Source organism: Mesorhizobium sp. WSM4308, assembly GCF_002294905.1.
Taxonomy (GTDB): Bacteria; Pseudomonadota; Alphaproteobacteria; order Rhizobiales; family Rhizobiaceae; genus Mesorhizobium.
Genome location: NZ_NSFW01000001.1, coordinates 411,908 through 430,038 on the forward strand (window position 1 = coordinate 411,908; position 18,131 = coordinate 430,038).

At 63.8% G+C, this 18,131-nt stretch carries 19 protein-coding genes; 7 read left to right on the plus strand and 12 right to left on the minus strand.

Features of this window, described 5'->3' with window-relative positions:
* Position 1 precedes the first annotated feature (1 nt).
* From CK227_RS01960 to CK227_RS01975, 4 genes are read left to right on the plus strand one after another with little or no spacing between them, the layout of a single operon-like run.
* Positions 2 to 1,114: a mandelate racemase/muconate lactonizing enzyme family protein gene (locus CK227_RS01960; protein ID WP_095771270.1), complete on the plus strand. Its 1,113-nt coding sequence runs from the start codon at positions 2 to 4 to the stop codon at positions 1,112 to 1,114.
* Between the two features lie 9 nt (positions 1,115 to 1,123).
* Positions 1,124 to 1,453 (plus strand): L-rhamnose mutarotase, encoded by a 330-nt coding sequence (locus CK227_RS01965; protein ID WP_095771271.1) that lies wholly within the window; start codon positions 1,124 to 1,126, stop codon positions 1,451 to 1,453.
* Positions 1,446 to 2,522 (plus strand): Gfo/Idh/MocA family oxidoreductase, encoded by a 1,077-nt coding sequence (locus tag CK227_RS01970; RefSeq protein WP_095771272.1) that lies wholly within the window; start codon positions 1,446 to 1,448, stop codon positions 2,520 to 2,522. The genes CK227_RS01965 and CK227_RS01970 overlap by 8 nt, the downstream gene beginning before the upstream one ends.
* Positions 2,519 to 2,974 carry a MaoC/PaaZ C-terminal domain-containing protein gene (locus CK227_RS01975; RefSeq protein ID WP_179295795.1) on the plus strand — a complete coding sequence of 152 codons (456 nt, stop codon included), beginning with the start codon at positions 2,519 to 2,521 and terminating at the stop codon, positions 2,972 to 2,974. The genes CK227_RS01970 and CK227_RS01975 overlap by 4 nt, the downstream gene beginning before the upstream one ends.
* A 73-nt stretch (positions 2,975 to 3,047) precedes the next feature.
* Here the strand turns inward: CK227_RS01975 and CK227_RS01980 are convergent, their stop codons facing one another.
* From CK227_RS01980 to CK227_RS02035, 12 genes are all read right to left on the minus strand, one after another.
* Positions 3,048 to 3,215 carry an FCD domain-containing protein gene (locus CK227_RS01980; protein ID WP_245318042.1) on the minus strand — a complete coding sequence of 56 codons (168 nt, stop codon included), beginning with the start codon at positions 3,213 to 3,215 and terminating at the stop codon, positions 3,048 to 3,050.
* Between the two features lie 104 nt (positions 3,216 to 3,319).
* A complete protein-coding gene (locus CK227_RS01985) occupies positions 3,320 to 4,441 on the minus strand; it encodes an acyltransferase (protein ID WP_095771274.1) in 1,122 nt (373 codons plus the stop codon).
* A 218-nt stretch (positions 4,442 to 4,659) separates the two neighbouring features.
* Complete coding sequence (doeB, locus tag CK227_RS01990) at positions 4,660 to 5,661, minus strand: N(2)-acetyl-L-2,4-diaminobutanoate deacetylase DoeB (RefSeq protein WP_095771275.1); 1,002 nt, start codon at positions 5,659 to 5,661, stop codon at positions 4,660 to 4,662.
* Positions 5,662 to 5,666: 5 nt separating this feature from the next.
* Positions 5,667 to 6,845 carry an ectoine hydrolase DoeA gene (gene doeA / locus CK227_RS01995; RefSeq protein ID WP_095771460.1) on the minus strand — a complete coding sequence of 393 codons (1,179 nt, stop codon included), beginning with the start codon at positions 6,843 to 6,845 and terminating at the stop codon, positions 5,667 to 5,669.
* A gap of 134 nt (positions 6,846 to 6,979) precedes the next feature.
* Positions 6,980 to 7,972, minus strand: a complete 993-nt coding sequence (locus CK227_RS02000) for a cyclodeaminase (RefSeq protein ID WP_095771276.1) — start codon at positions 7,970 to 7,972, stop codon at positions 6,980 to 6,982.
* Positions 7,969 to 8,955 carry a hydroxyectoine utilization dehydratase EutB gene (eutB, locus tag CK227_RS02005; RefSeq protein WP_179295786.1) on the minus strand — a complete coding sequence of 329 codons (987 nt, stop codon included), beginning with the start codon at positions 8,953 to 8,955 and terminating at the stop codon, positions 7,969 to 7,971. Before eutB ends, CK227_RS02000 begins: the two co-directional genes overlap by 4 nt.
* Before the next feature lie 5 nt (positions 8,956 to 8,960).
* Positions 8,961 to 9,740: an ectoine utilization protein EutA gene (gene eutA / locus CK227_RS02010; RefSeq protein ID WP_095771278.1), complete on the minus strand. Its 780-nt coding sequence runs from the start codon at positions 9,738 to 9,740 to the stop codon at positions 8,961 to 8,963.
* Positions 9,741 to 9,743: 3 nt separating this feature from the next.
* Positions 9,744 to 10,403: an ectoine/hydroxyectoine ABC transporter permease subunit EhuD gene (gene ehuD, locus CK227_RS02015; protein ID WP_095771279.1), complete on the minus strand. Its 660-nt coding sequence runs from the start codon at positions 10,401 to 10,403 to the stop codon at positions 9,744 to 9,746.
* Entirely contained in the window at positions 10,403 to 11,062 is a 660-nt protein-coding gene (gene ehuC / locus CK227_RS02020; protein ID WP_095771280.1) for an ectoine/hydroxyectoine ABC transporter permease subunit EhuC, read from the minus strand. The genes ehuD and ehuC overlap by 1 nt, the downstream gene beginning before the upstream one ends.
* Before the next feature lie 160 nt (positions 11,063 to 11,222).
* Positions 11,223 to 12,074, minus strand: a complete 852-nt coding sequence (gene ehuB, locus CK227_RS02025) for an ectoine/hydroxyectoine ABC transporter substrate-binding protein EhuB (protein ID WP_095771281.1) — start codon at positions 12,072 to 12,074, stop codon at positions 11,223 to 11,225.
* Positions 12,075 to 12,155: 81 nt separating this feature from the next.
* Positions 12,156 to 12,941 (minus strand): ectoine/hydroxyectoine ABC transporter ATP-binding protein EhuA, encoded by a 786-nt coding sequence (gene ehuA / locus CK227_RS02030; protein WP_179296362.1) that lies wholly within the window; start codon positions 12,939 to 12,941, stop codon positions 12,156 to 12,158.
* Between the two features lie 180 nt (positions 12,942 to 13,121).
* The gene (locus CK227_RS02035) at positions 13,122 to 14,507 is read right to left on the minus strand and encodes a PLP-dependent aminotransferase family protein (protein ID WP_095771283.1); all 1,386 of its coding nucleotides are present in this window, start codon (positions 14,505 to 14,507) and stop codon (positions 13,122 to 13,124) included.
* Between the two features lie 84 nt (positions 14,508 to 14,591).
* On the opposite strand from CK227_RS02035, the gene CK227_RS02040 reads away from it, so the two are divergent.
* From CK227_RS02040 to CK227_RS02050, 3 genes are all read left to right on the plus strand, one after another.
* The gene (locus CK227_RS02040) at positions 14,592 to 15,083 is read left to right on the plus strand and encodes an Lrp/AsnC family transcriptional regulator (RefSeq protein WP_010914600.1); all 492 of its coding nucleotides are present in this window, start codon (positions 14,592 to 14,594) and stop codon (positions 15,081 to 15,083) included.
* Positions 15,084 to 15,213: 130 nt separating this feature from the next.
* A complete protein-coding gene (locus tag CK227_RS02045) occupies positions 15,214 to 16,707 on the plus strand; it encodes an NAD-dependent succinate-semialdehyde dehydrogenase (protein WP_095771284.1) in 1,494 nt (497 codons plus the stop codon).
* Between the two features lie 38 nt (positions 16,708 to 16,745).
* Positions 16,746 to 18,125: an aspartate aminotransferase family protein gene (locus tag CK227_RS02050; protein WP_095771285.1), complete on the plus strand. Its 1,380-nt coding sequence runs from the start codon at positions 16,746 to 16,748 to the stop codon at positions 18,123 to 18,125.
* Positions 18,126 to 18,131 lie beyond the last annotated feature (6 nt).

The following is an 18,131-nucleotide window of genomic DNA, read 5'->3' on the forward strand; positions in this document are numbered from 1 at the left end:
GATGGCTAGAATCGAGAAAGTCGAACTGCGGATGGTGGACCTTGTGCCCAAGGTCAAGCGCACCGACGCCATCCAGAGTTTCGTCAGCCAGGAAACGCCGATCGTCACCATCACCGATTCCGACGGCGCGGTCGGCACCGGTTACAGCTACACGATCGGCACCGGCGGCTCCTCGGTGATGCGGCTCTTGTCCGACCATCTGGCGCCACGCCTGATCGGCCAAGACCCCGACATGATCGAGGCGATCTGGCACGATCTCGAATTCGCCACCCATGCGACCACCATCGGTGCGATCACCGCCATTGCTATCGCGGCGATCGATACGGCGCTCTGGGATCTCAGGGCGAAGAAGCAGAACCTGCCGCTGTGGAAACTGGCCGGCGGTGCCAAGGATCGCTGCCCGCTCTACACCACCGAGGGCGGCTGGCTGCACATCGAGACGGCAGCACTTGTCGACGACGCACTGGCCGCCAAGGCCAAGGGCTTCCGCGGCTCAAAGGTGAAGATCGGCAGGCCGCACGGGTCGGAAGATCTCGCCCGCCTGTCGGCGGTGCGCAAGGCGGTGGGCGACGGCTACGAGATCATGACCGATGCCAACCAGGGGTTTTCGGTCGACGAGGCGATCCGGCGCGCGGCGCGGCTGCGCGAACTCGATCTCGCCTGGATCGAGGAGCCGCTGCCGGCCGACGATGTTGACGGCCATATCAGGTTGTCCAACTCGACGCAGACGCCGATCGCCATTGGCGAGTCGGTCTATTCGATCCGCCATTTCCGCGAATATATGCAGAAAGGCGCCTGCTCGATCGTGCAGGTCGATGTCGGCCGCATCGGCGGCATCACGCCATGGCTCAAGATCGCCCATGCGGCAGAGGCCTTCGACATTCCGGTCTGCCCGCATTTCCTGATGGAGCTGCATGTCAGCTTGACCTGCGCGGTTCAGAACGGCAGGTATGTCGAGTACATTCCGCAACTCGACCAGTTGACCGGCAAGCATATGCGCATCGAGGATGGGCATGCGCTGGCGCCCGACGAACCGGGCATCGGCATCGACTGGGATTGGGACGCGGTCAAGGCCATGAGCATCGCCGAATTCACCACGGCGATCACGAAGTAGGAGTCGGATATGCAGCGAATGGGCATGGTGCTGGGGTTGAAGCCGGAAAAGGTCGAGGAGTATGTCCGCCTGCATGCCGCCGTCTGGCCCGACGTGCTGACCATGATCTCGGCCTGCAACATCAAGAATTATTCGATCTATCTGAAGCGGCCGGAGAATCTGCTGTTCTCCTATTTCGAATATCACGGCACCGACTATGCGGCCGACATGGCCAAGATGGCCGCCGATCCGAAGACGCAGGAATGGTGGGCGGTCTGCATACCATGCCAGGAGCCGCTCGCGACCCGCAAGGAGGGTGAATGGTGGGCTAGCACGGACGAGGTCTTTCACCATGACTGAGGGCGGTTTCGACCCTGCCTTACTCGCTCAGTCCTGGCCAAAACCCTCGAAGCCTCGCCCGATCGTCACTTTTGGTGCCGGATCGATCGTCGGCGACGCGCATTTTCCCGCCTATCGCAAAGCCGGCTTTCCAATTGCCGGCCTCTATGATCCGGACCAGGCCAAGGCGAAAACCCTGGCCGAAAAATGGGGCGTGACGGCGTTCCGTTCGGTCGACGAAGCCGCAGCCGTCCAGGATGCGATCTTCGATCTGGCGACCCCGCCGGGACGGCACGCCGAGATCCTGGAAGCTCTGCCCGACGGCGTGGTCGCATTGATCCAGAAGCCGATGGGCAACTATCTCGGCGAGGCCACCGAAATCCTCGAAATCTGCCGCGCCAAGAACCTCAAGGCGGCCGTGAACTTCCAGCTGCGCTTCGCGCCGATGATGCTGGCGCTCAAGGACGCCGTCGCCAGGGGCTGGCTCGGTGAAGTCGTCGACTTCGATGCCTGGCTGGCGCTGGCAACACCGTGGGAGTTGTGGGAGTTCCTGCTCAAGGCGCCGCGCGTCGAGATCGCCATGCATTCGATCCATTATCTCGACCTGATCAGGCAATTGCTCGGCGATCCCAAAGGCGTCCACGCCAAGACGCTCGGCCATCCCAACCACAAGGTGGCGCAGACGCGCACCAGCGCCATTCTCGACTATGGCGACAGGGTGCGCTGCGCGCTGTCGATCAACCATGACCACAAATTCGGCCGCCGCCACCAGGCCTGCGAGTTCCGCATCTGCGGCACCGAGGGCGCGGCCTATCTCAAGCTCGGCCTCAACCTCGACTATCCCCGGGGCGAACCGGACATTCTGGAAATCCATCCGAAGGGCGCAACGGACTGGATCGCGATACCGCTTGCCGGCGAATGGTTCCCCGACGCCTTCGTCGGGCGCATGGCCAATGTCCAGCGCTTCGCATCAGGAGAAGACGGCGAACTGGTCAGTTCGGTCGAGGACGCCTGGAGCACCATGGCGCTGGTGGAAGCCGCCTATAGATCGAGCGCGGCGCCGGCGACGCCGATCGCGGAAAGACCCTGATGGAACAAATCCAATATTTCGAAGATTATGAGATCGGCTCTTCGCGGCTGACCAGCGGCCGCACCATCACCGAAACCGACTTCGTCGTCCATGCCGGCCACACCGGCGATTTCTTTCCGCACCACATGGACGCCGAATACATGAAGACGACGCCGTTCGGCCAGCGCATCGCGCATGGCACGCTGGTGTTCTCGGTCGGCATCGGGCTGACGGCAAGCATTATCAACCCCGTCGCGTTCTCCTATGGCTATGACCGGCTGCGCTTCATCAAGCCGGTGTTCATCGGCGACACGATCCGCACGCGCACCACCATTGCGGCCAAGGAAGACGATCCCAAGCGGCCGGGCTCGGGACGCGTGATCGAACGCTGCGAGGTGATCAACCAGCGCGGCGAAGTGGTGCTCGCGGCCGATCATATCTACGTCGTCGAACGCAAGCCGGCGCAGAGCTGAAAAACAGCGTGGTTCTTACGAACCGGTCGCGCGCGGTGATGCGCTCAAGCCCCGAGCAGCAGGACCATCCCGACTATGATTTTCGCGACAGGCCGCCGCCCTCTATCGCATTGACGAGCGTATCGCTTCCTTCGCGCAGGTGCTGCCGCAGAATGCTCCCGGCCTTCTTGCCGTCGCGCCGGCGGCAGGCGGCCAGCAGGTCGCGATGTTCCGCCTGCGATCGGGCGCGATGGTGCGACATGCGCGGGCCCGCTGCAGACTGGCCAGCATTGATAGCGAGATTCCCCGCGCCGATGGTCTCTGTCGAAAATCTCTGCAGGGCTCTGCCCAGCGCAGGCGTGGCGCCTATGCTGCCGTGGCCGGCCGATCCTTGAACAGGACCGGATCAGCTACGGCTGGCTCCGCATACCGTATGCGCAGGCGCAGAAATGGCGCTTCGATGCAGGTGTAGCTGAGATAGCCGATCGGGATCGTCGCCAGGAAACACAGCAAGGACCAGAGGCAGGCAATGTAGAAATTGCTTATGCCCATGACGTTCGTGTTTATGAACGCCGCCAGTTGCATGACGAAGAACAGGTGCAGGAGATAGATCGAATAGCTGTAGGCCCCAGCCTTCTCCAGGATCTTGAATGGCAGGCCTGTTCGCTTCCTTGGAAAGCTGGTGTCGTAATAGGCGATCCCAAATGAATAGGCCGCCGCCTCCACCGTCGGCAGGATGATCCATATCCAATGTGGCGAGGGGTATCGCTGTAGCTGGTAGAATCCCCCGGCGGCATCAAACCACCAGAAGAACCCCGAAAAGGCCAGCAGTACGGCCAGCGCCAGCCAGTGCCGGTCCTTCGCATAGGCGCGGAGATGGAAGGCAAGGATGCCGGCGAGAAACTGATCGGCATGGCCAATGATGGTCCAGGCCGCCGCCGACTGCACCTCGCCGAACTGCGCGTAAAGCGCCCACCTCAGCAAAATGGCTGCAGCGATAAACAGCAAAGGGGCGAACAGGAAGCGTCTGGACGCCATCAGCAGGAACGGCAGCAGGATGTAGAAGTGAGCTTCCACGGTTATCGACCAACCGCCGTTCGGGAGGGTGGGAAAGATCACCCCCTTCCCGACGTCGGTGAAATAGCCGCCCAGGGGTTGGCCTGCCATAGATACGCGGCAAGCCTCGACGGCTATCACGGCCAGCAAGAGCGGAAGCAACCTCAGCGCCCGGTTGGCGAAGAAGGGCAGATAGCTGACTTGTTTCCCATCAAGAAGCTTGGCGAACAGGTAGCCGGAGAGCGCCATGAACAATGAAACTCCGGTGAACCCCTCATCCAGCAGGCTGAAAATGGGCACGGCAGGCACGAAATCATAGGGCACCGGCCCCTCGGGAGACTGATGGAGGAAATGCCAGGTGAAGACCAGGAACGCCGCTAGGCCACGAATATGGTCCAGCGCCGGATAGTGTTCTCCAGTCGAAGATCTCATGATTCAGACCAGGCGTCCGGGCGTTCAACGATCATCGCCATGTCGCGCGGTCCAATACCCGCAACCGTGGCCGCAGAGCGAGGGTCCGCTCGCCAATGCCTAGTTTGTCTGCCTCTCGTTAATTTACACTTCCATCAGATGGAGAAAATTGATGTCCGGCGCGGCCAGCCGCAATCGCCGGAAACCGCGCGGGATGTACCGGGACGCAGCCGTGTCGATCAATCGACCTCCACGGCTACCACCGCCGCGCAGTCCCCGGCCTTGACCAGGCCGGGAAAATGCCGTGCCGCCAACATGCCCGGCATTTTTGCCCGGATCTCCTGCGGGGCAATGCCTGTGCGGCCAACCGAATGGATCCGTGCCAGCACCGCGCCCTCTTCGATGGGCTCGCCGAGATCGACCATGGTTTCGATCATGCCGTCCTCCTCGGCGAAGGAGAAGCAATCGCCTGACGGCATGTCCAGCCATCGAGTTCTGCTCTTCTCGACCGCGCCATCCACGATGCCGGCATGGCGCAGCACATTGAGAATGCCGCGCCGCGCGATACGCACGGTTTGCGCACGCGAGGTGCCGCCACCGCCCAGTTCGGTGCTGACGAAGACCTTGCCCATCTCCTCGGCCGCCGTGTCGTACATGCCGACCGAGTCGATTTCGATCATGCGCATCGCGAACGGAGCCGAGAATGCCGCCACCGCATCGAAGGCTTTTTGCTCCAGCGCCTTGTCGGGCAGTGTGTGGGCCGCGCAGAACGGCACGAAGTCCAGCGTCTTTCCCCCAGAATGAAAGTCGAAGACGATGTCGGCTCGAGGCAGCAGTTCACGCTGGAAATAGTCGGCGATCTTCTCGGTCACCGTGCCGTCCGGCCGTCCGGGAAAGCTGCGGTTCATGTTGCCCTTGTCGATCGGCGAGGTCCGCGTGCCGGCGCGGAAGGCTGGATAGTTCATCGCCGGCACGATGATCACCGTACCGCTGACATTTTTCGGGTCGAGCGTGCGGGCGAGATCGTAGAGCGCCAGCGGCCCTTCATACTCGTCGCCGTGGTTGCCGCCGGAAAGCAGCGCCGTCGGCCCCTTGCCGTTGCGGATGACGCAGATCGGGATCATCACCGAACCCCAGGCCGAGTCGTCTCGGCTGTAGGGCAGGCGCAGGAAACCGTGCTGGACGCCGTCACGGTCGAATTCGACGGTCGGCGCGATCGGCGACGGGCGGACGCTGGACATCGGGCTCAATTCTTCACCACCAGTTTGCGCGGAACATTGGCCAGGCACTCTACACCGGTTTCGGTGATCAGGATGGACTCGGTGATCTCCAGCCCCATCGTCTCCAGCCAGAGGCCGGTCATGAAGTGGAAGGTCATGCCGGGCTTGAGTTCGGTGCGGTCACCGGGGCGCAGGCTCATCGTGCGTTCGCCCCAGTCCGGCGGATAGGACAGACCGATCGAGTAGCCGGTGCGGTTGTCCTTGACGATGCCATACCTTTTCAGCACGGCGAAGAAGGCATTGGCGATGTCCTCGCAGGCGTTGCCGGGCTTGGCGGCGGCGAGCCCCGCCTCCATGCCTTCCAGTGTCGCCTTCTCGGCATCGAGGAACTCCTGCGTCGGCTTGCCGAGGAAGACGGTGCGCGACAGCGGACAATGGTAACGGTTGTAGCAGCCGGCGATCTCGAAGAAGGTGCCCTCGCCCCGCTTCATCGGCTGGTCGTCCCAGGTCAGATGCGGCGCCGAGGCGTCCACGCCGGACGGCAGCAGCGGCACGATCGCCGGATAGTCGCCGCCAATGCCGTCGACGCCGCGCGTGCCGGCATCATAGATCTCGGCGACGAGATCGCATTTGCGCATGCCGATCTCTATTCTGTCGAAGATGCGTTGGTGCATGGCTTCGACGATGCGGGCGGCCTTGCGCATGTAGTCGATCTCGGTCGGGCTCTTCACCGCGCGCTGCCAGTTGACCAGGGCGGTGGCGTCGACGAAGCGGGCATTGGGCAGATGCTTCTGCAGCGAGGCGAAGGCGGCGGCGGAGAACCAGTAATTGTCCATCTCGACACCGATGGTGAGCTTGCCCCAACCACGATCGACGAGCACGCTGGACAGGAAGTCCATCGGATGGCGTTCCGTCGACTGCACATAGTGGTCGGCGTAGCCGACGATGTTGTCCTGCACGAGATAGGCGGTGCGCCTGGCGCCGTTGGCGTCCTGACCGCGGCCGTACCAGACGGGCTCGCCCGAGGGCGGCACGATGACCGCCTGGTGCACGTAGAAGGACCAGCCGTCATAACCGGTCAGCCAGGCCATGTTGGAAGGGTCGCTGACGATCAGGAGATCGACGCCCTTGGCCTCCATGGCTCGCCGCGTCTTGGCGAGGCGATCCGCAAATTCGCCGCGCGAGAATTTCAGGTTCGGTTGCATTCTTTTGCTTCCTCGTTTGTTGGGCCCTGGAGCCTGTTTCAACTTCGTCGAACCCGGCTCCAGGAATTTTTGCTTGAGCATGATCTGATCGGAAACCGGTTCGCACTTTTCCGGGTCATGCTTTGCGGCCAGCATCAGCTCTCAAAAGTGGTTCCGGCATTGGCCGCCCGCGCGCGGTCGCGGGCGAACGTGGCGATCGCCGTGTCCTGCACGCCGGTGCCGGTGAGGTCGGCGATGGTGATATCGCTGGCCGAGCGTCTTCCGTGTCGTTCGCCCGCGATGATCTGGCCGAGTTCGGTCACTTCTTCGTCGGCGGCCATCACTCCTGCCGCGATGGCATGATGCAGTTCGCCCAGACGCCGCGTCTGGCGCGCGCTGTCGGCGACATAGAGATCGGCCATGCGCAGGATGGCCGGCGCGATCTCGTTCTTGTGTTCGGCGTCCGAGCCCATGGCGGTGATGTGCTGGCCGGCGGCGATGAAGCCGGCCTTGATCAGCGGCTCGGTCGATGGTGTGGTGGTGACGATGATGTCGGCGCCGGCAACGGCATTTGCTGCATCAGGCTCCGCGCGCACGACAATGCCCAGTCTTTCGCGCAAGCGGGCAGCAGTGGCTTCGGCCTTGGTGGCGTCGCGCGCCCAGATGCGTGCCTCGGCGATCGGCCTGACAAGACGCAGTGCCTCCAGTTGCAGGCCCGCCTGCAAACCGGCGCCGAAGATCGCTGCCACGGTGGAGTCCTCGCGCGACAGATGCTTCGCCGCGACCGCGCCGGCAGCGGCCGTGCGGACATCGGTCAGGTAGCCATTGTCGAGCAGCAGCGCCTCGACCACGCCGGTCCTTGCCGAAAGCAGCACCATCATGCCGCCACCGCTCGGCAGGCCGAGTTTTGGATTGTCGAAGAAGCCGGAGCTGATCTTCACTGCGAAGCCGTCGATACCGGGCACATAAGCGGACTTCACGTCGACCTCGCCGCGATGCTCGGGAATGTCGAGCCGCAGGATCGGCGGCATCGCCACGGGCAGAGTGGCGAGCGCGCGAAAAGCGTTCTCGACGCAGGCGACCGCATCGAGATCGAGCGTCACGATCTTGCGCAGTTCTTTCTCGGTGAGGATGGTCATCCGGCTCATGCTGCACGCTCCGCGATTGCGTCGCCGCAGACGATCTTGCGGTGCGCGTCCATATCGATGTTGCGACCGGAGAGAAGCGCAACCACCGGCCCGCTCGGCTTCACCTTGCCAGAAATCAGCGCGGCGACGCCGACCGCACCGGCGCCCTCGACGATCTCGCGCTCCTGCGCATATGCATGGCGGATGCCGGCGGCGATCTCGTCCTCGCTGAGCAGGACGACGTCGTCGAGCAGGTCGCGGCACATGGCGAAGGTCAGCCTATTGTCGAGGCCGATGCCACCCCCAAGCGAATCCGCCAGCGTCGGCAGTTCCTCCACCAGGACAGGCCGGCCGGCATCGAGGCTCGCCTTCATCGCAGCACCCCGGGCCATCGAAACTCCGATGATTTTTGTGGCGGGGCTGACGCCCTTGACGGCTGCGGCAACGCCAGAAGCCAAGCCGCCGCCGGAAAGCTGTACCAGCACGAGACCGGCGTCAGGAACCTGCTCGATCATCTCGAGCCCGAGCGTACCTTGCCCGGCGACGACATCGGGATGGTCGAAAGGCGGCAGCATGATGAGCTCCTCCTCCGCCACAAGCCGCTCGACCTCCTGCTGCGCGTCGTCCTGGCTGTCGCCGACGATGCGGACCTCCGCGCCGAGCCGGCGGATTTCGTCCAGCTTGTTCTGGGGCACCAGCCGCGACATGCAGATCACCGCGCGCATGCCTTCAAGCTTCGCCGCATGTGCCAGCGCGCGACCGTGATTGCCGGTCGAAGCGGCGACCACGCCGCGTGCCTTTTGCTCCGAGCTCAACGAGGCGACGGCATTCGAGGCGCCGCGCAGCTTGAAACTGCCGGTGGTCTGGCGATGTTCGAGCTTGAGATGCACGGGGACACCGAGACGCTCGGAAAGGATCGGGGACAAAACGGTCGACGTGCGCTCGACTTTGCCGGCGATGCGGTCGCGAGCGGCGCGGATATCGCCAAGGGAGACGGTCGCCATCGTCATCAATCGTGCAGCAGCGGTAGCGTCAGCAGCCGCCCGAATTCGGGACGCGGCGTCTCGTCGCCACACAGCCGCAAGCAGTTCCAGGCTGTTGCCTGGTTGCTGGTCACCACAGGACGGCCGATTGCCTGTTCCATGTCGGTGACCGCAAGCGCGCCGCGCAGCGCCGTGCAGGACACAAACAGGGCATCGGCCTGCGGGTGGGTCGCCTGGCGCGCGAGATCGACAAGGGCTGTCGGGGGGATGCGCGCCATCTCGCGGTCGTCCTCGAAGCCGAGACAGGTGAAGCTGGCGATCTCGAAACCACGCGCGGCGAAGTAGGCCGCCATCGGCCTGGAGGTTTCGACCGTGTAGGGGGTCAGAATGCTGATCCGGCGCAGGCCGAAGGCATTCAGCCCGCGCACGCCGGCCATTGGCGGGGTGACCATGGGAACGCCAGGCTTGGCCGCCTGGATCGCCGTCTCGATCTCGGCATCACCGATCACCACCGAGGCCGACGTACAGGAGTAGCAGATGGCGTCGAGCTTCTCGTCGGGCAGGATCAGGGCCGCGCCCGCCGTCAGCGCCGGCTGCATCTTGCGCAGATTTTCCGGCGTCGTCGGATTGGCATAGGGAATGCGCGCGACATAGACGCCGATGCGCTCGCTTGCCACCATGCGGCGAAAATCCGGTTCGCTGGTGTGATCCGTGGCCAGGATGATCAGGCCGACGCGCTTGTCGAGCGGACGCTCGTCGAGTGATGGCCGTTTCGGATAGACCTTGATCTCGGGCAAAGGTTTCATCGGCTATCTCTCGATCTTGCCGTAACGGCGTTCCAGCCAGCGCAGCAGCACGACCGAACAAAGACTGATGGCGAGGAAGAAGGCACCGACCAGCGTGATCGGCTCGATGTAGCGATAGTAGGTGTTGGCGACGCTTTTGGCCTGGTTCATCAGTTCCAGCACGGTGATCGCCGAGAGCAACGGCGTCTCCTTGAACATGGCGATGAAATAATTGGCCAGCGCCGGGATCATCGGCGGGATGGCTTGCGGGATGATGACGTGGGTCCAGGTCTGCCGGGCGCTGAGATTGCAGGCCTTGGCGGCCTCCCACTGGCCACGTGGTACATTGTCGATGCCGGCGCGGTAGACCTCCGCCGTGTAGGTGCCGTAATGCAGCCCGAGCCCGATGACACCGGCGACCAGCGGCGGCAGCAGGATGCCGATGTCGGGCAGCACGTAGAAGATGAAATAGAGCTGCACCAAAAGCGGCGTGCCGCGGATGAATTCGGCCGCCCAGCCGACGGTGCGTGACAGGGCCTTGTTGGGCGAGCGGCGCGCAAGCGCGATGCCCAGCCCGACGATCGCCGCCAGTACCGAGCCGAGCAGCGTGGCCAGGATGGTGATCTTCACCCCCTGGATCAGCGTCGGCATGATCTGCCATACGAAATTCCAGTCCCACTCCATCAGACGCGCACCCCATCGAGGCCGCGCGCCATGCGGCGCTCCAGCGAGCGCACGCCCCACGAAATGAGCAGCGCCAGGATGAAATAGATGACCAGGATGGTGGCGAACGGCACCATCGTGTTGCCGGTCTGGGCGCGCACCACCTGCGCCTGGAAGGTCAGGTCCGCGAGCGAGATCAGCGAGACCACGGAGGTGGCCTTGAGCAGCTCGATGGCGTTGTTGCCGAAGGTCGGCAGCATCACCAGAAAGGCCTGCGGCAGGATGACATGGCGCAGGCCTTGCCAGCGACCGAGATTGAGCGCGATGCAGGCCTCATGCTGTTCACGGCCGATCGACTGCACGGCCCCGCGCACCACTTCGGCGGCATAGGCGCCGACGTTCAGGCCCAGCGCCAGCACGCCGGCCTGCAGCGGGGTCAGTTCGAGGCCGATCAAAGGCAGCACGAAATAGGCGAAGAACAGCTGCACGAAGATCGAGGTGCCGCGGAAGAATTCGATATAGGCGGTGGCGAGCGCCCGCAAAACGAAGAAACGTGACAGCCGTCCCATGCCGGCAAGAAAGGCCATGATCAGGGCAAGCGCCGACCCCATCAGCGTCAGCTCGATGGTGACAAGCGCTCCCTGCAATATCAGGCCGAGATAGCCGGACCACTGGGTCATTCGGTTTCCAACGTTGGTTTAGCCTTCCTTCTCCCCGTTCCCGGGAGAAGATGCCGACAGGCAGATGAGGGGCTGAGCCATCCTTGCGAAAGTTAGTGCCGCCCCTCATCCGGCCCTTCGGGCCACCTTCTCCCCGTAAACGGGGAGAAGGGAGGAGCAGCTACTTCGCCGCGCAGAGCTTGTCGCGCGTCGTCGACATGGCGGCGGCGGCCGAGAAACCGTAGGGCTCGATGATCTTGGCGAACTCGCCCGACTTCTTCATCTTGGCGAGTTCGACGTCGAACTGATCGCGCAGCGCCTCGTCGCCCTTCTTGAAGGCGGCGCCGTCGCAATAGACAGGGGCGCCCTGCACCGGGGCAATGACTTCGAGGTTCGGGTCGTTGGCCTTCTTCATCAGATCGTTGATCGACAGAACCGGCAGCGAATAGGCGTCGATGCGGCCGTCCTGCACCATCTTCAGGCCGCTCTGGCCGTCCGGCACGACGATGACGCGTTCGCGCGGCACGCCGGCGTTGAGCGCCAGCTTCTCCTCGGTGCCGCCGCCGGGCGCGCCGATCGTGGCCGATGTGTCCTTGGCGACGTCCTCGTAGCTCTTGAAGCCTTTCGGATTGCCCTTCTTTACCAGCATCGCCTCGGCGTCGCACAGCACAGGCTCGGAATAGGCGACCGCGGCGCAACGCTCCGGCTTCATGAACAGGCCGGCGGTGACGACGTCGAAGCGGCCGGCCTGCAAGCCGGGGATCATGGCGCCATATTCGGAGATCGAGGCGACGATGTCGGCGACACCGAGCCGCTTGAAGATCTCGCGCGCCACGTCCGGTGCCGCGCCCGAGACCTTGCCGTCGGCGGCAACCGCCGTATAGGGCGGCTCGTTCGCGATGGCGACACGGGCGAAGCCCTGTGCCTTCAACTGCTCGAGCTTGCTGTCGTCGGCCGAGCCCGGGATCGAGGCGGCTAGAACCGCCGTCAGTGCCAAGCCGGCGACGCCGGCCAGAATGCCAAGTTTCTTCATTGTTCCCAACTCCTTGTTTCTTGTCTTGGTTTGACTTCTTGTCTTGGTTTGTCTGGGGCGATGCTCCACCCCGCAAAGCGGTCAGACGCGATGTCCGGCCGCGATGATCTTCTTCAGGAAGCCTTGCGTGCGCTCCTGCTTGGGATGGCGGAAAATCTCGTCGGGCTTGCCTTCCTCGACGATTTTGCCGCGATCGAAGAACAGCACCCGGTCGGCAAAGTCGTGGGCAAAACCCATTTCGTGGGTGACCAGCAGCATGGTCATGTCGGTCTCGGCGCAAAGCCGCCACAAGACGTTGAGCACCTCTTCGACCAGTTCCGGATCGAGCGCCGACGTCACCTCGTCGAACAGCATGATCTTCGGCTGCAGCGCGAGCGCCCTGGCGATCGCCACGCGCTGCTTCTGGCCGCCCGACAGTTGCGCCGGCATCGCCTTTGCCTTGTCGGCCATGCCGACCATGTCGAGCAGTTCCATCGCCCGCTTCTCGGCGGCGGGGCGCGGCATGCCCTTGGTCAGCATCGGCGCCAGGGTCACATTGTCGATGACGCTCTTGTGCGGAAACAGGTTGAACAGCTGGAACACCATGCCGATCTTCTGGCGCATCCGCGCCAGATGCCTCTCGTCGGCCGGCAGCAGCTGACCGTTGCGCTCCATATGATAGAGCTGCTCGCCCTCGATCTGGATGTGGCCGCCATCGATGCGCTCCAGCGTCATCAGGATGCGCAGGATCGTGGTCTTGCCCGAGCCGGAGGGACCGATCAGCGCCAGCTTCTCGCGCGGCATGACCTGCATCGACAGGCCGTCCAGCACCTTGAAGGCACCGAAGCTCTTCGAAATGGCATCGACCTTGATGATGGGTGCGGACAAATGAATTTCCCCGTGCTGGAGAAGCCTGTGCCCTTAACGATGCGGAACGCGCCAAATCATGTCAATTGGGAAAATAATATCATGACAATTATTCTGATTGCGCACATTTTCCGGTCAATCGTGGCTGGCTTTTTGGGCATGCCGTCGTCCCGAAACCGCTTCGCACTTTGGGCGACATGCTCAGATAGCGAGCAGCAAATGCTCCGGATCGCCAAGCAGCAGCTTGGTGACAACGCCGAGACCGGCGCGCAGTTCCCCTTCGGTGGTCGAGCCCAGCGAGATGCGCACCGCCGGATGCCAGGGCGCATCCGAAATGCGGAACGATGTGCCCGGCGCGATCGCCACGCCCTGTAGCCGTGCTTGGGCGACAAAGCCCTCCTCGGCGCGGTCGTCGGGCAGTTGCAGCCAGACATGCAGCCCGTCGCGCCGGGCGCGATAGTCGATCCCTGCCAACACTTCGGCGGCGATATCCTGCCGCCGCCGTAACGCGGCGCGCTGCCAGCGCACCAGTTCCATCGCCGTGCCGTCGGTCACCCATTTGGTGGCGATCTCGGCTACCAGCGGCGTTGCCATCCAGTTCGACACCAGATGCCGGTTGGCGACGGCGGCGACATAGCGGTCGGGAGCCGCGAGATAGCCGATGCGCAGGCCGGGCACGGTGATCTTGGTGAAAGAGGTAACATAGAGCGTACGCTCCGGGGCAAAGGCGGCGACCGGCGGCGGCCGGTCCTCGACCAGCGGCCCCAGCACGTCGTTCTCGATGATGGCGATGTCATGCTTGCGCGCAACCGCCGCGATTTCTTCGCGCCGCCGCGCGTCCATGAGCGTTGCCGTCGGGTTGATCACCGAGGGTTGCACGAACACCGCGCGGATGTCGGAAAGGCGGCAGGCCTCGTCCAATGCCTCCGGGATCAGGCCGTTATCATCGATCGGCAGGCCTTGGAGGTTGAAACCGAGATAGCGGGCCAGCGGCACCAGCGTGTGGTGGCCGATCGCCTCGGTGGCAACGGTCGAGCCAGGCGGCGCCACGCTCATCAGCGCCACCGTCATGCCGGCGGTAGCGCCATTGGTCAGGCTGATGTTCTGCGCTGAAATGTCGAGCCCGCACAATTTCAGCCATTCGACCGCCACCGCACGATGGCGCGGAAACACCATGTTGGGCCGGAAAGACAGCGCCGAACTCGACGGCAGGTTTTCAGCGAGCCAGCCCAGCGCCTGCTTCAGCCGCTCCAGATGCATCGGCTCGCAGACCGGCTTCAGGATGGAGAGATCAATGACCTCGCCGAGACGCTCGGGCAGATAGGGCGGCTCCGGCTCGCGGCGCTGCGTCTGGACGAAGCTGCCACGGCCGATCTCGCCCGAAATCAGGCCGCGCCGGATCAACTCCTCATAGGCGCGGCTGACCGTCTGCACCGAAAGCTTGAGATCATCGGCCAGCCGTCGATGTGTCGGCAGCCGCGCGCCATTGGCAAGACGCCCGTCATGGATGGCGCGCGCGAACTGATCGGCAAGCGATTGATAGGCTGGCCGCCTTATGAGCGCGGGATCGGGTTGCCACAATGTCATGACTTATTAGAGATCGAAATCAGTGCAATTGACAATCGAAATAATGCGCCATCATGGTACTGTGGACGAAAAAAGTGGGCGCTGATGACTGCTGCGAAACTCGACGCGATCGACCTCAAAATCCTCGACGCCATCCAGCGCGACGGGCGCATCACCAAGCTGGCGCTGGCCGAGCAGGTGGGGCTGTCGCCGACCCCATGCTGGATGCGGCTGCGCAAGCTGGAGAAGGCCGGCATCGTCTCGGGCTATCACGCAAGGATCGCCATGCGCGTCGTGGCGCCGGTGGCCACCGTACTGATGGAGGTGACGTTGGCCAGCCACCGCCAGGCCGATTTCGACCGCTTCGAGCGTGTCATCCGCGATATCCCCGAGATCGTCGCCTGCTGGTCGGTGGGCGGCGGCGTCGACTATGTGCTGAAGGTGATGGCTCGCGACATCGATGCCTATCAGCGGCTGGTCGACGGCTTGCTCGACCGCGAGATCGGCATCGACCGCTACTTCACCTACATCGTCACCAAGACGGTGAAGGAAGAGATCGCACTTCCCATCGCCGAGTTGCTGCCGGTGTCGCCGTAGTGCCGGAGACATCGTCTGCTGAGGCGGCACAATAGAGAGAATCTCTCTACTTCAGGACACCCAAACAGCCTCTCTGTCTGCCCACGATGGATAGTCTCCCAGGATCAGACCGAACCGGGAGGCTTCGACCATGTCCGCGCATTTCGCCCGCTCGCATCGCCATGAGGCGCTCGACCGCCTCGCCGACCGCCGTCTGCTGCGCGAACTCGCCTATGTCGACGGCCACTGGACGGCGAGCGAGGGCGCCGAAAGCTTTGAGGTCACCGATCCGGCGACAGGAAGCACGGTCGCCTTCGTCGCGGCGCTGGATGCACGGCAAACGACAAAAGCAATCGATGCCGCCGCGCGCGCTTTTCCGGCCTGGCGGTCGCTGCTGCCGCAGGAGCGGTCAAGAATCCTGCGAAAATGGTTCGAGCTGATCATCGCCGCGAAAGGCGACCTCGCGCTGCTGATGACCCTGGAACAGGGCAAGCCCTTGCAGGAATCGCTCGGCGAAATCGACTATGCCGCCTCTTTCGTCGAGTGGTATGCGGAGGAAGCCAAGCGCCTCAACGCCGAGAGCGTCACCAGCCATCTGGCGAATGCGGAAATGATGGTGCGTCGCGAGCCGCTCGGCGTCGTCGGCATTGTCACGCCGTGGAATTTCCCCTCGGCCATGCTGGCCCGCAAGGCGGCCGCCGCCCTTGCCGCCGGCTGCACCATCGTCGCGCATCCGTCCTCGGAAACGCCGCAGTCGGCGCTGGCACTGGCCGAGCTTGGCGAGCGCGCCGGACTGCCGGCCGGCGTCTTCAACATCGTCACCGGCAAGGCCGCGACGATCGTCGGGCGGATGTGCGAAGACGCGCGCGTCCGCGCCATGAGTTTTACCGGCTCGACCGAGATCGGCAGGCTGATCGCCGCGCAGAGCGCGCCGACAATGAAGCGGCTGGTGATGGAGCTTGGCGGCCACGCTCCACTGATCGTCTTTGCCGATGCCGATCTCGACAAAGCGGTAAACATCGCCATCGACGCCAAATTCGCCACATCGGGCCAGGATTGCCTCGCCGCCAACCGCACCTACGTCCAGCGGCCGATCTACGATCGCTTCTGCGCCGCCTTCGCCAAGCGGATCGAGGCGCTGCGGACCGGCAATGGCCTTGACGACACGACTGACATCGGGCCGCTGATGCATGAGCGCGCTGTCCAGAAAGTCGAGGAGCAGGTCGCCGATGCGCTCGCCCACGGCGCACGTTGCCTTGCCGGCGGCAAGCGACATCAGGCCGGGCCGCTGTTCTACCAGCCGACGCTGCTGGCCGACGTTTCCGACGCGGCGCTGATCATGCGCGAGGAGACTTTTGGGCCGGTCGCCGCGGTGACGCCATTCGACAGCGAGGGCGAGGTGATCGCCCGCGCCAATGCCACCGAATATGGCCTCGTTGCCTATGTCGTGACCGAGAGCGGCGCGCGGCAGCAACGCATGGGCCGCGCGCTCGACTACGGCATGGTTGCCATCAACCGGGTGAAGATCACCGGCGCGCCGATCCCGTTCGGCGGCGTCAAGCAGTCCGGCATTGGTCGCGAAGGCTCGCGCCACGGGCTCGAAGCGTTCACCGATCTCAAATATCTCTGTCTCGATGTAGCCTAAGCTGCAGCGGAATCGCCCTTTCGTCAGGAGTAGAAAAAATGCTCGACCAGTCCAACGAACTCAACGCCTGGGATCGCGACCACTTCTTCCATCCCTCGACGCATATGGGCACGCATGCGCGCGGTGAATCGCCGACCCGCATCATGGCGGGCGGTGAAGGCGTGACCGTCTGGGACAACAATGGCAGGAAGAGCATCGATGCTTTCGCCGGCCTCTATTGCGTCAATGTCGGCTATGGCCGCCAGAAGATCGCCGATGCCATCGCCACCCAGGCGAAGAACCTCGCCTACTATCATGCCTATGTCGGCCACGGCACCGAAGCCTCGATCACGTTGGCCAAGATGATCATCGACCGCGCGCCGAAGGGCATGTCGAGGGTCTATTTCGGCCTCTCCGGCTCGGACGCCAACGAAACCAACATCAAGCTCATCTGGTACTACAACAATGTGCTCGGCCGGCCGGAGAAGAAGAAGATCATCTCGCGCTGGCGCGGCTATCACGGCTCGGGCGTGATGACGGGATCGCTGACCGGGCTGGAGCTCTTCCACAACGCCTTCGACCTGCCGCGCGCGCCGGTGCTGCACACCGAAGCGCCCTATTATTTCCGCCGCGCCGACCGCTCGATGAGCGAGGAGCAGTTCTCGCAGCACTGCGCCGACAAGCTCGAGGAGATGATCCTGGCCGAAGGTCCCGAAACCGTCGCAGCCCTTATCGGCGAGCCGATCCTCGGCACCGGCGGCATCGTGCCGCCGCCCGCCGGCTACTGGGAGAAGATCCAGGCGGTGCTGAAGAAGTATGATGTGCTGCTGGTCGCCGACGAAGTGGTTACCGGCTTTGGCCGGCTGGGCACCATGTTCGGCTCCGATCATTACGGCATCAAGCCGGACCTGATCACCATCGCCAAGGGCCTGACCTCGGCCTATGCGCCGCTGTCGGGCGTCATCGTCGCCGACGGAGTGTGGAAGGTACTGGTCGATGGGTCCGACAAGCTCGGCTCGCTCGGCCATGGCTGGACCTATTCGGGGCACCCGATCTGCGTTGCCGCCGGTGTCGCCAATCTCGAACTGATCGACGAGATGGATCTGGTGACGAATGCCGGCGAGACCGGTGCCTATTTCCGTGCCGAGCTCGCCAAGGCCGTCGGCGGCCACAGACACGTTGGCGACGTGCGCGGCGACGGCATGCTGGCGGCGGTCGAGTTCGTCGCCGACAAGGACGACCGGGTGTTCTTCGACGCTTCGCAGAAGATCGGGCCGCAAGTGGCGACGGCGCTGGCCACCAGCGGGGTTATCGGCCGCGCCATGCCGCAGGGCGACATTCTGGGCTTCGCGCCGCCGCTCTGCTTGACGCGCGAGGAGGCCGACATCGTCGTCTCGAAGACGGCGGATGCGGTGAAAAGCGTGTTCGCCAATCTCTGAGATCGA

Excerpts from the sequence above, each read along its gene's own strand:
- CK227_RS01960 (WP_095771270.1), top strand. The coding sequence starts at position 2 with ATGGCTAGAATCGAGAAAGTCGAACTGCGGATGGTGGACCTTGTGCCC.
- CK227_RS01965 (WP_095771271.1), top strand. The coding sequence starts at position 1,124 with ATGCAGCGAATGGGCATGGTGCTGGGGTTGAAGCCGGAAAAGGTCGAG.
- CK227_RS01970 (WP_095771272.1), top strand. The coding sequence starts at position 1,446 with ATGACTGAGGGCGGTTTCGACCCTGCCTTACTCGCTCAGTCCTGGCCA.
- CK227_RS01980 (WP_245318042.1), bottom strand. The coding sequence starts at position 3,215 with ATGTCGCACCATCGCGCCCGATCGCAGGCGGAACATCGCGACCTGCTG.
- CK227_RS01985 (WP_095771274.1), bottom strand. The coding sequence starts at position 4,441 with ATGAGATCTTCGACTGGAGAACACTATCCGGCGCTGGACCATATTCGT.
- doeB (WP_095771275.1), bottom strand. The coding sequence starts at position 5,661 with ATGTCCAGCGTCCGCCCGTCGCCGATCGCGCCGACCGTCGAATTCGAC.
- doeA (WP_095771460.1), bottom strand. The coding sequence starts at position 6,845 with ATGCAACCGAACCTGAAATTCTCGCGCGGCGAATTTGCGGATCGCCTC.
- CK227_RS02000 (WP_095771276.1), bottom strand. The coding sequence starts at position 7,972 with ATGAGCCGGATGACCATCCTCACCGAGAAAGAACTGCGCAAGATCGTG.
- eutB (WP_179295786.1), bottom strand. The coding sequence starts at position 8,955 with ATGGCGACCGTCTCCCTTGGCGATATCCGCGCCGCTCGCGACCGCATC.
- eutA (WP_095771278.1), bottom strand. The coding sequence starts at position 9,740 with ATGAAACCTTTGCCCGAGATCAAGGTCTATCCGAAACGGCCATCACTC.
- ehuD (WP_095771279.1), bottom strand. The coding sequence starts at position 10,403 with ATGGAGTGGGACTGGAATTTCGTATGGCAGATCATGCCGACGCTGATC.
- ehuC (WP_095771280.1), bottom strand. The coding sequence starts at position 11,062 with ATGACCCAGTGGTCCGGCTATCTCGGCCTGATATTGCAGGGAGCGCTT.
- ehuB (WP_095771281.1), bottom strand. The coding sequence starts at position 12,074 with ATGAAGAAACTTGGCATTCTGGCCGGCGTCGCCGGCTTGGCACTGACG.
- CK227_RS02035 (WP_095771283.1), bottom strand. The coding sequence starts at position 14,507 with ATGACATTGTGGCAACCCGATCCCGCGCTCATAAGGCGGCCAGCCTAT.
- CK227_RS02040 (WP_010914600.1), top strand. The coding sequence starts at position 14,592 with ATGACTGCTGCGAAACTCGACGCGATCGACCTCAAAATCCTCGACGCC.
- CK227_RS02045 (WP_095771284.1), top strand. The coding sequence starts at position 15,214 with ATGTCCGCGCATTTCGCCCGCTCGCATCGCCATGAGGCGCTCGACCGC.
- CK227_RS02050 (WP_095771285.1), top strand. The coding sequence starts at position 16,746 with ATGCTCGACCAGTCCAACGAACTCAACGCCTGGGATCGCGACCACTTC.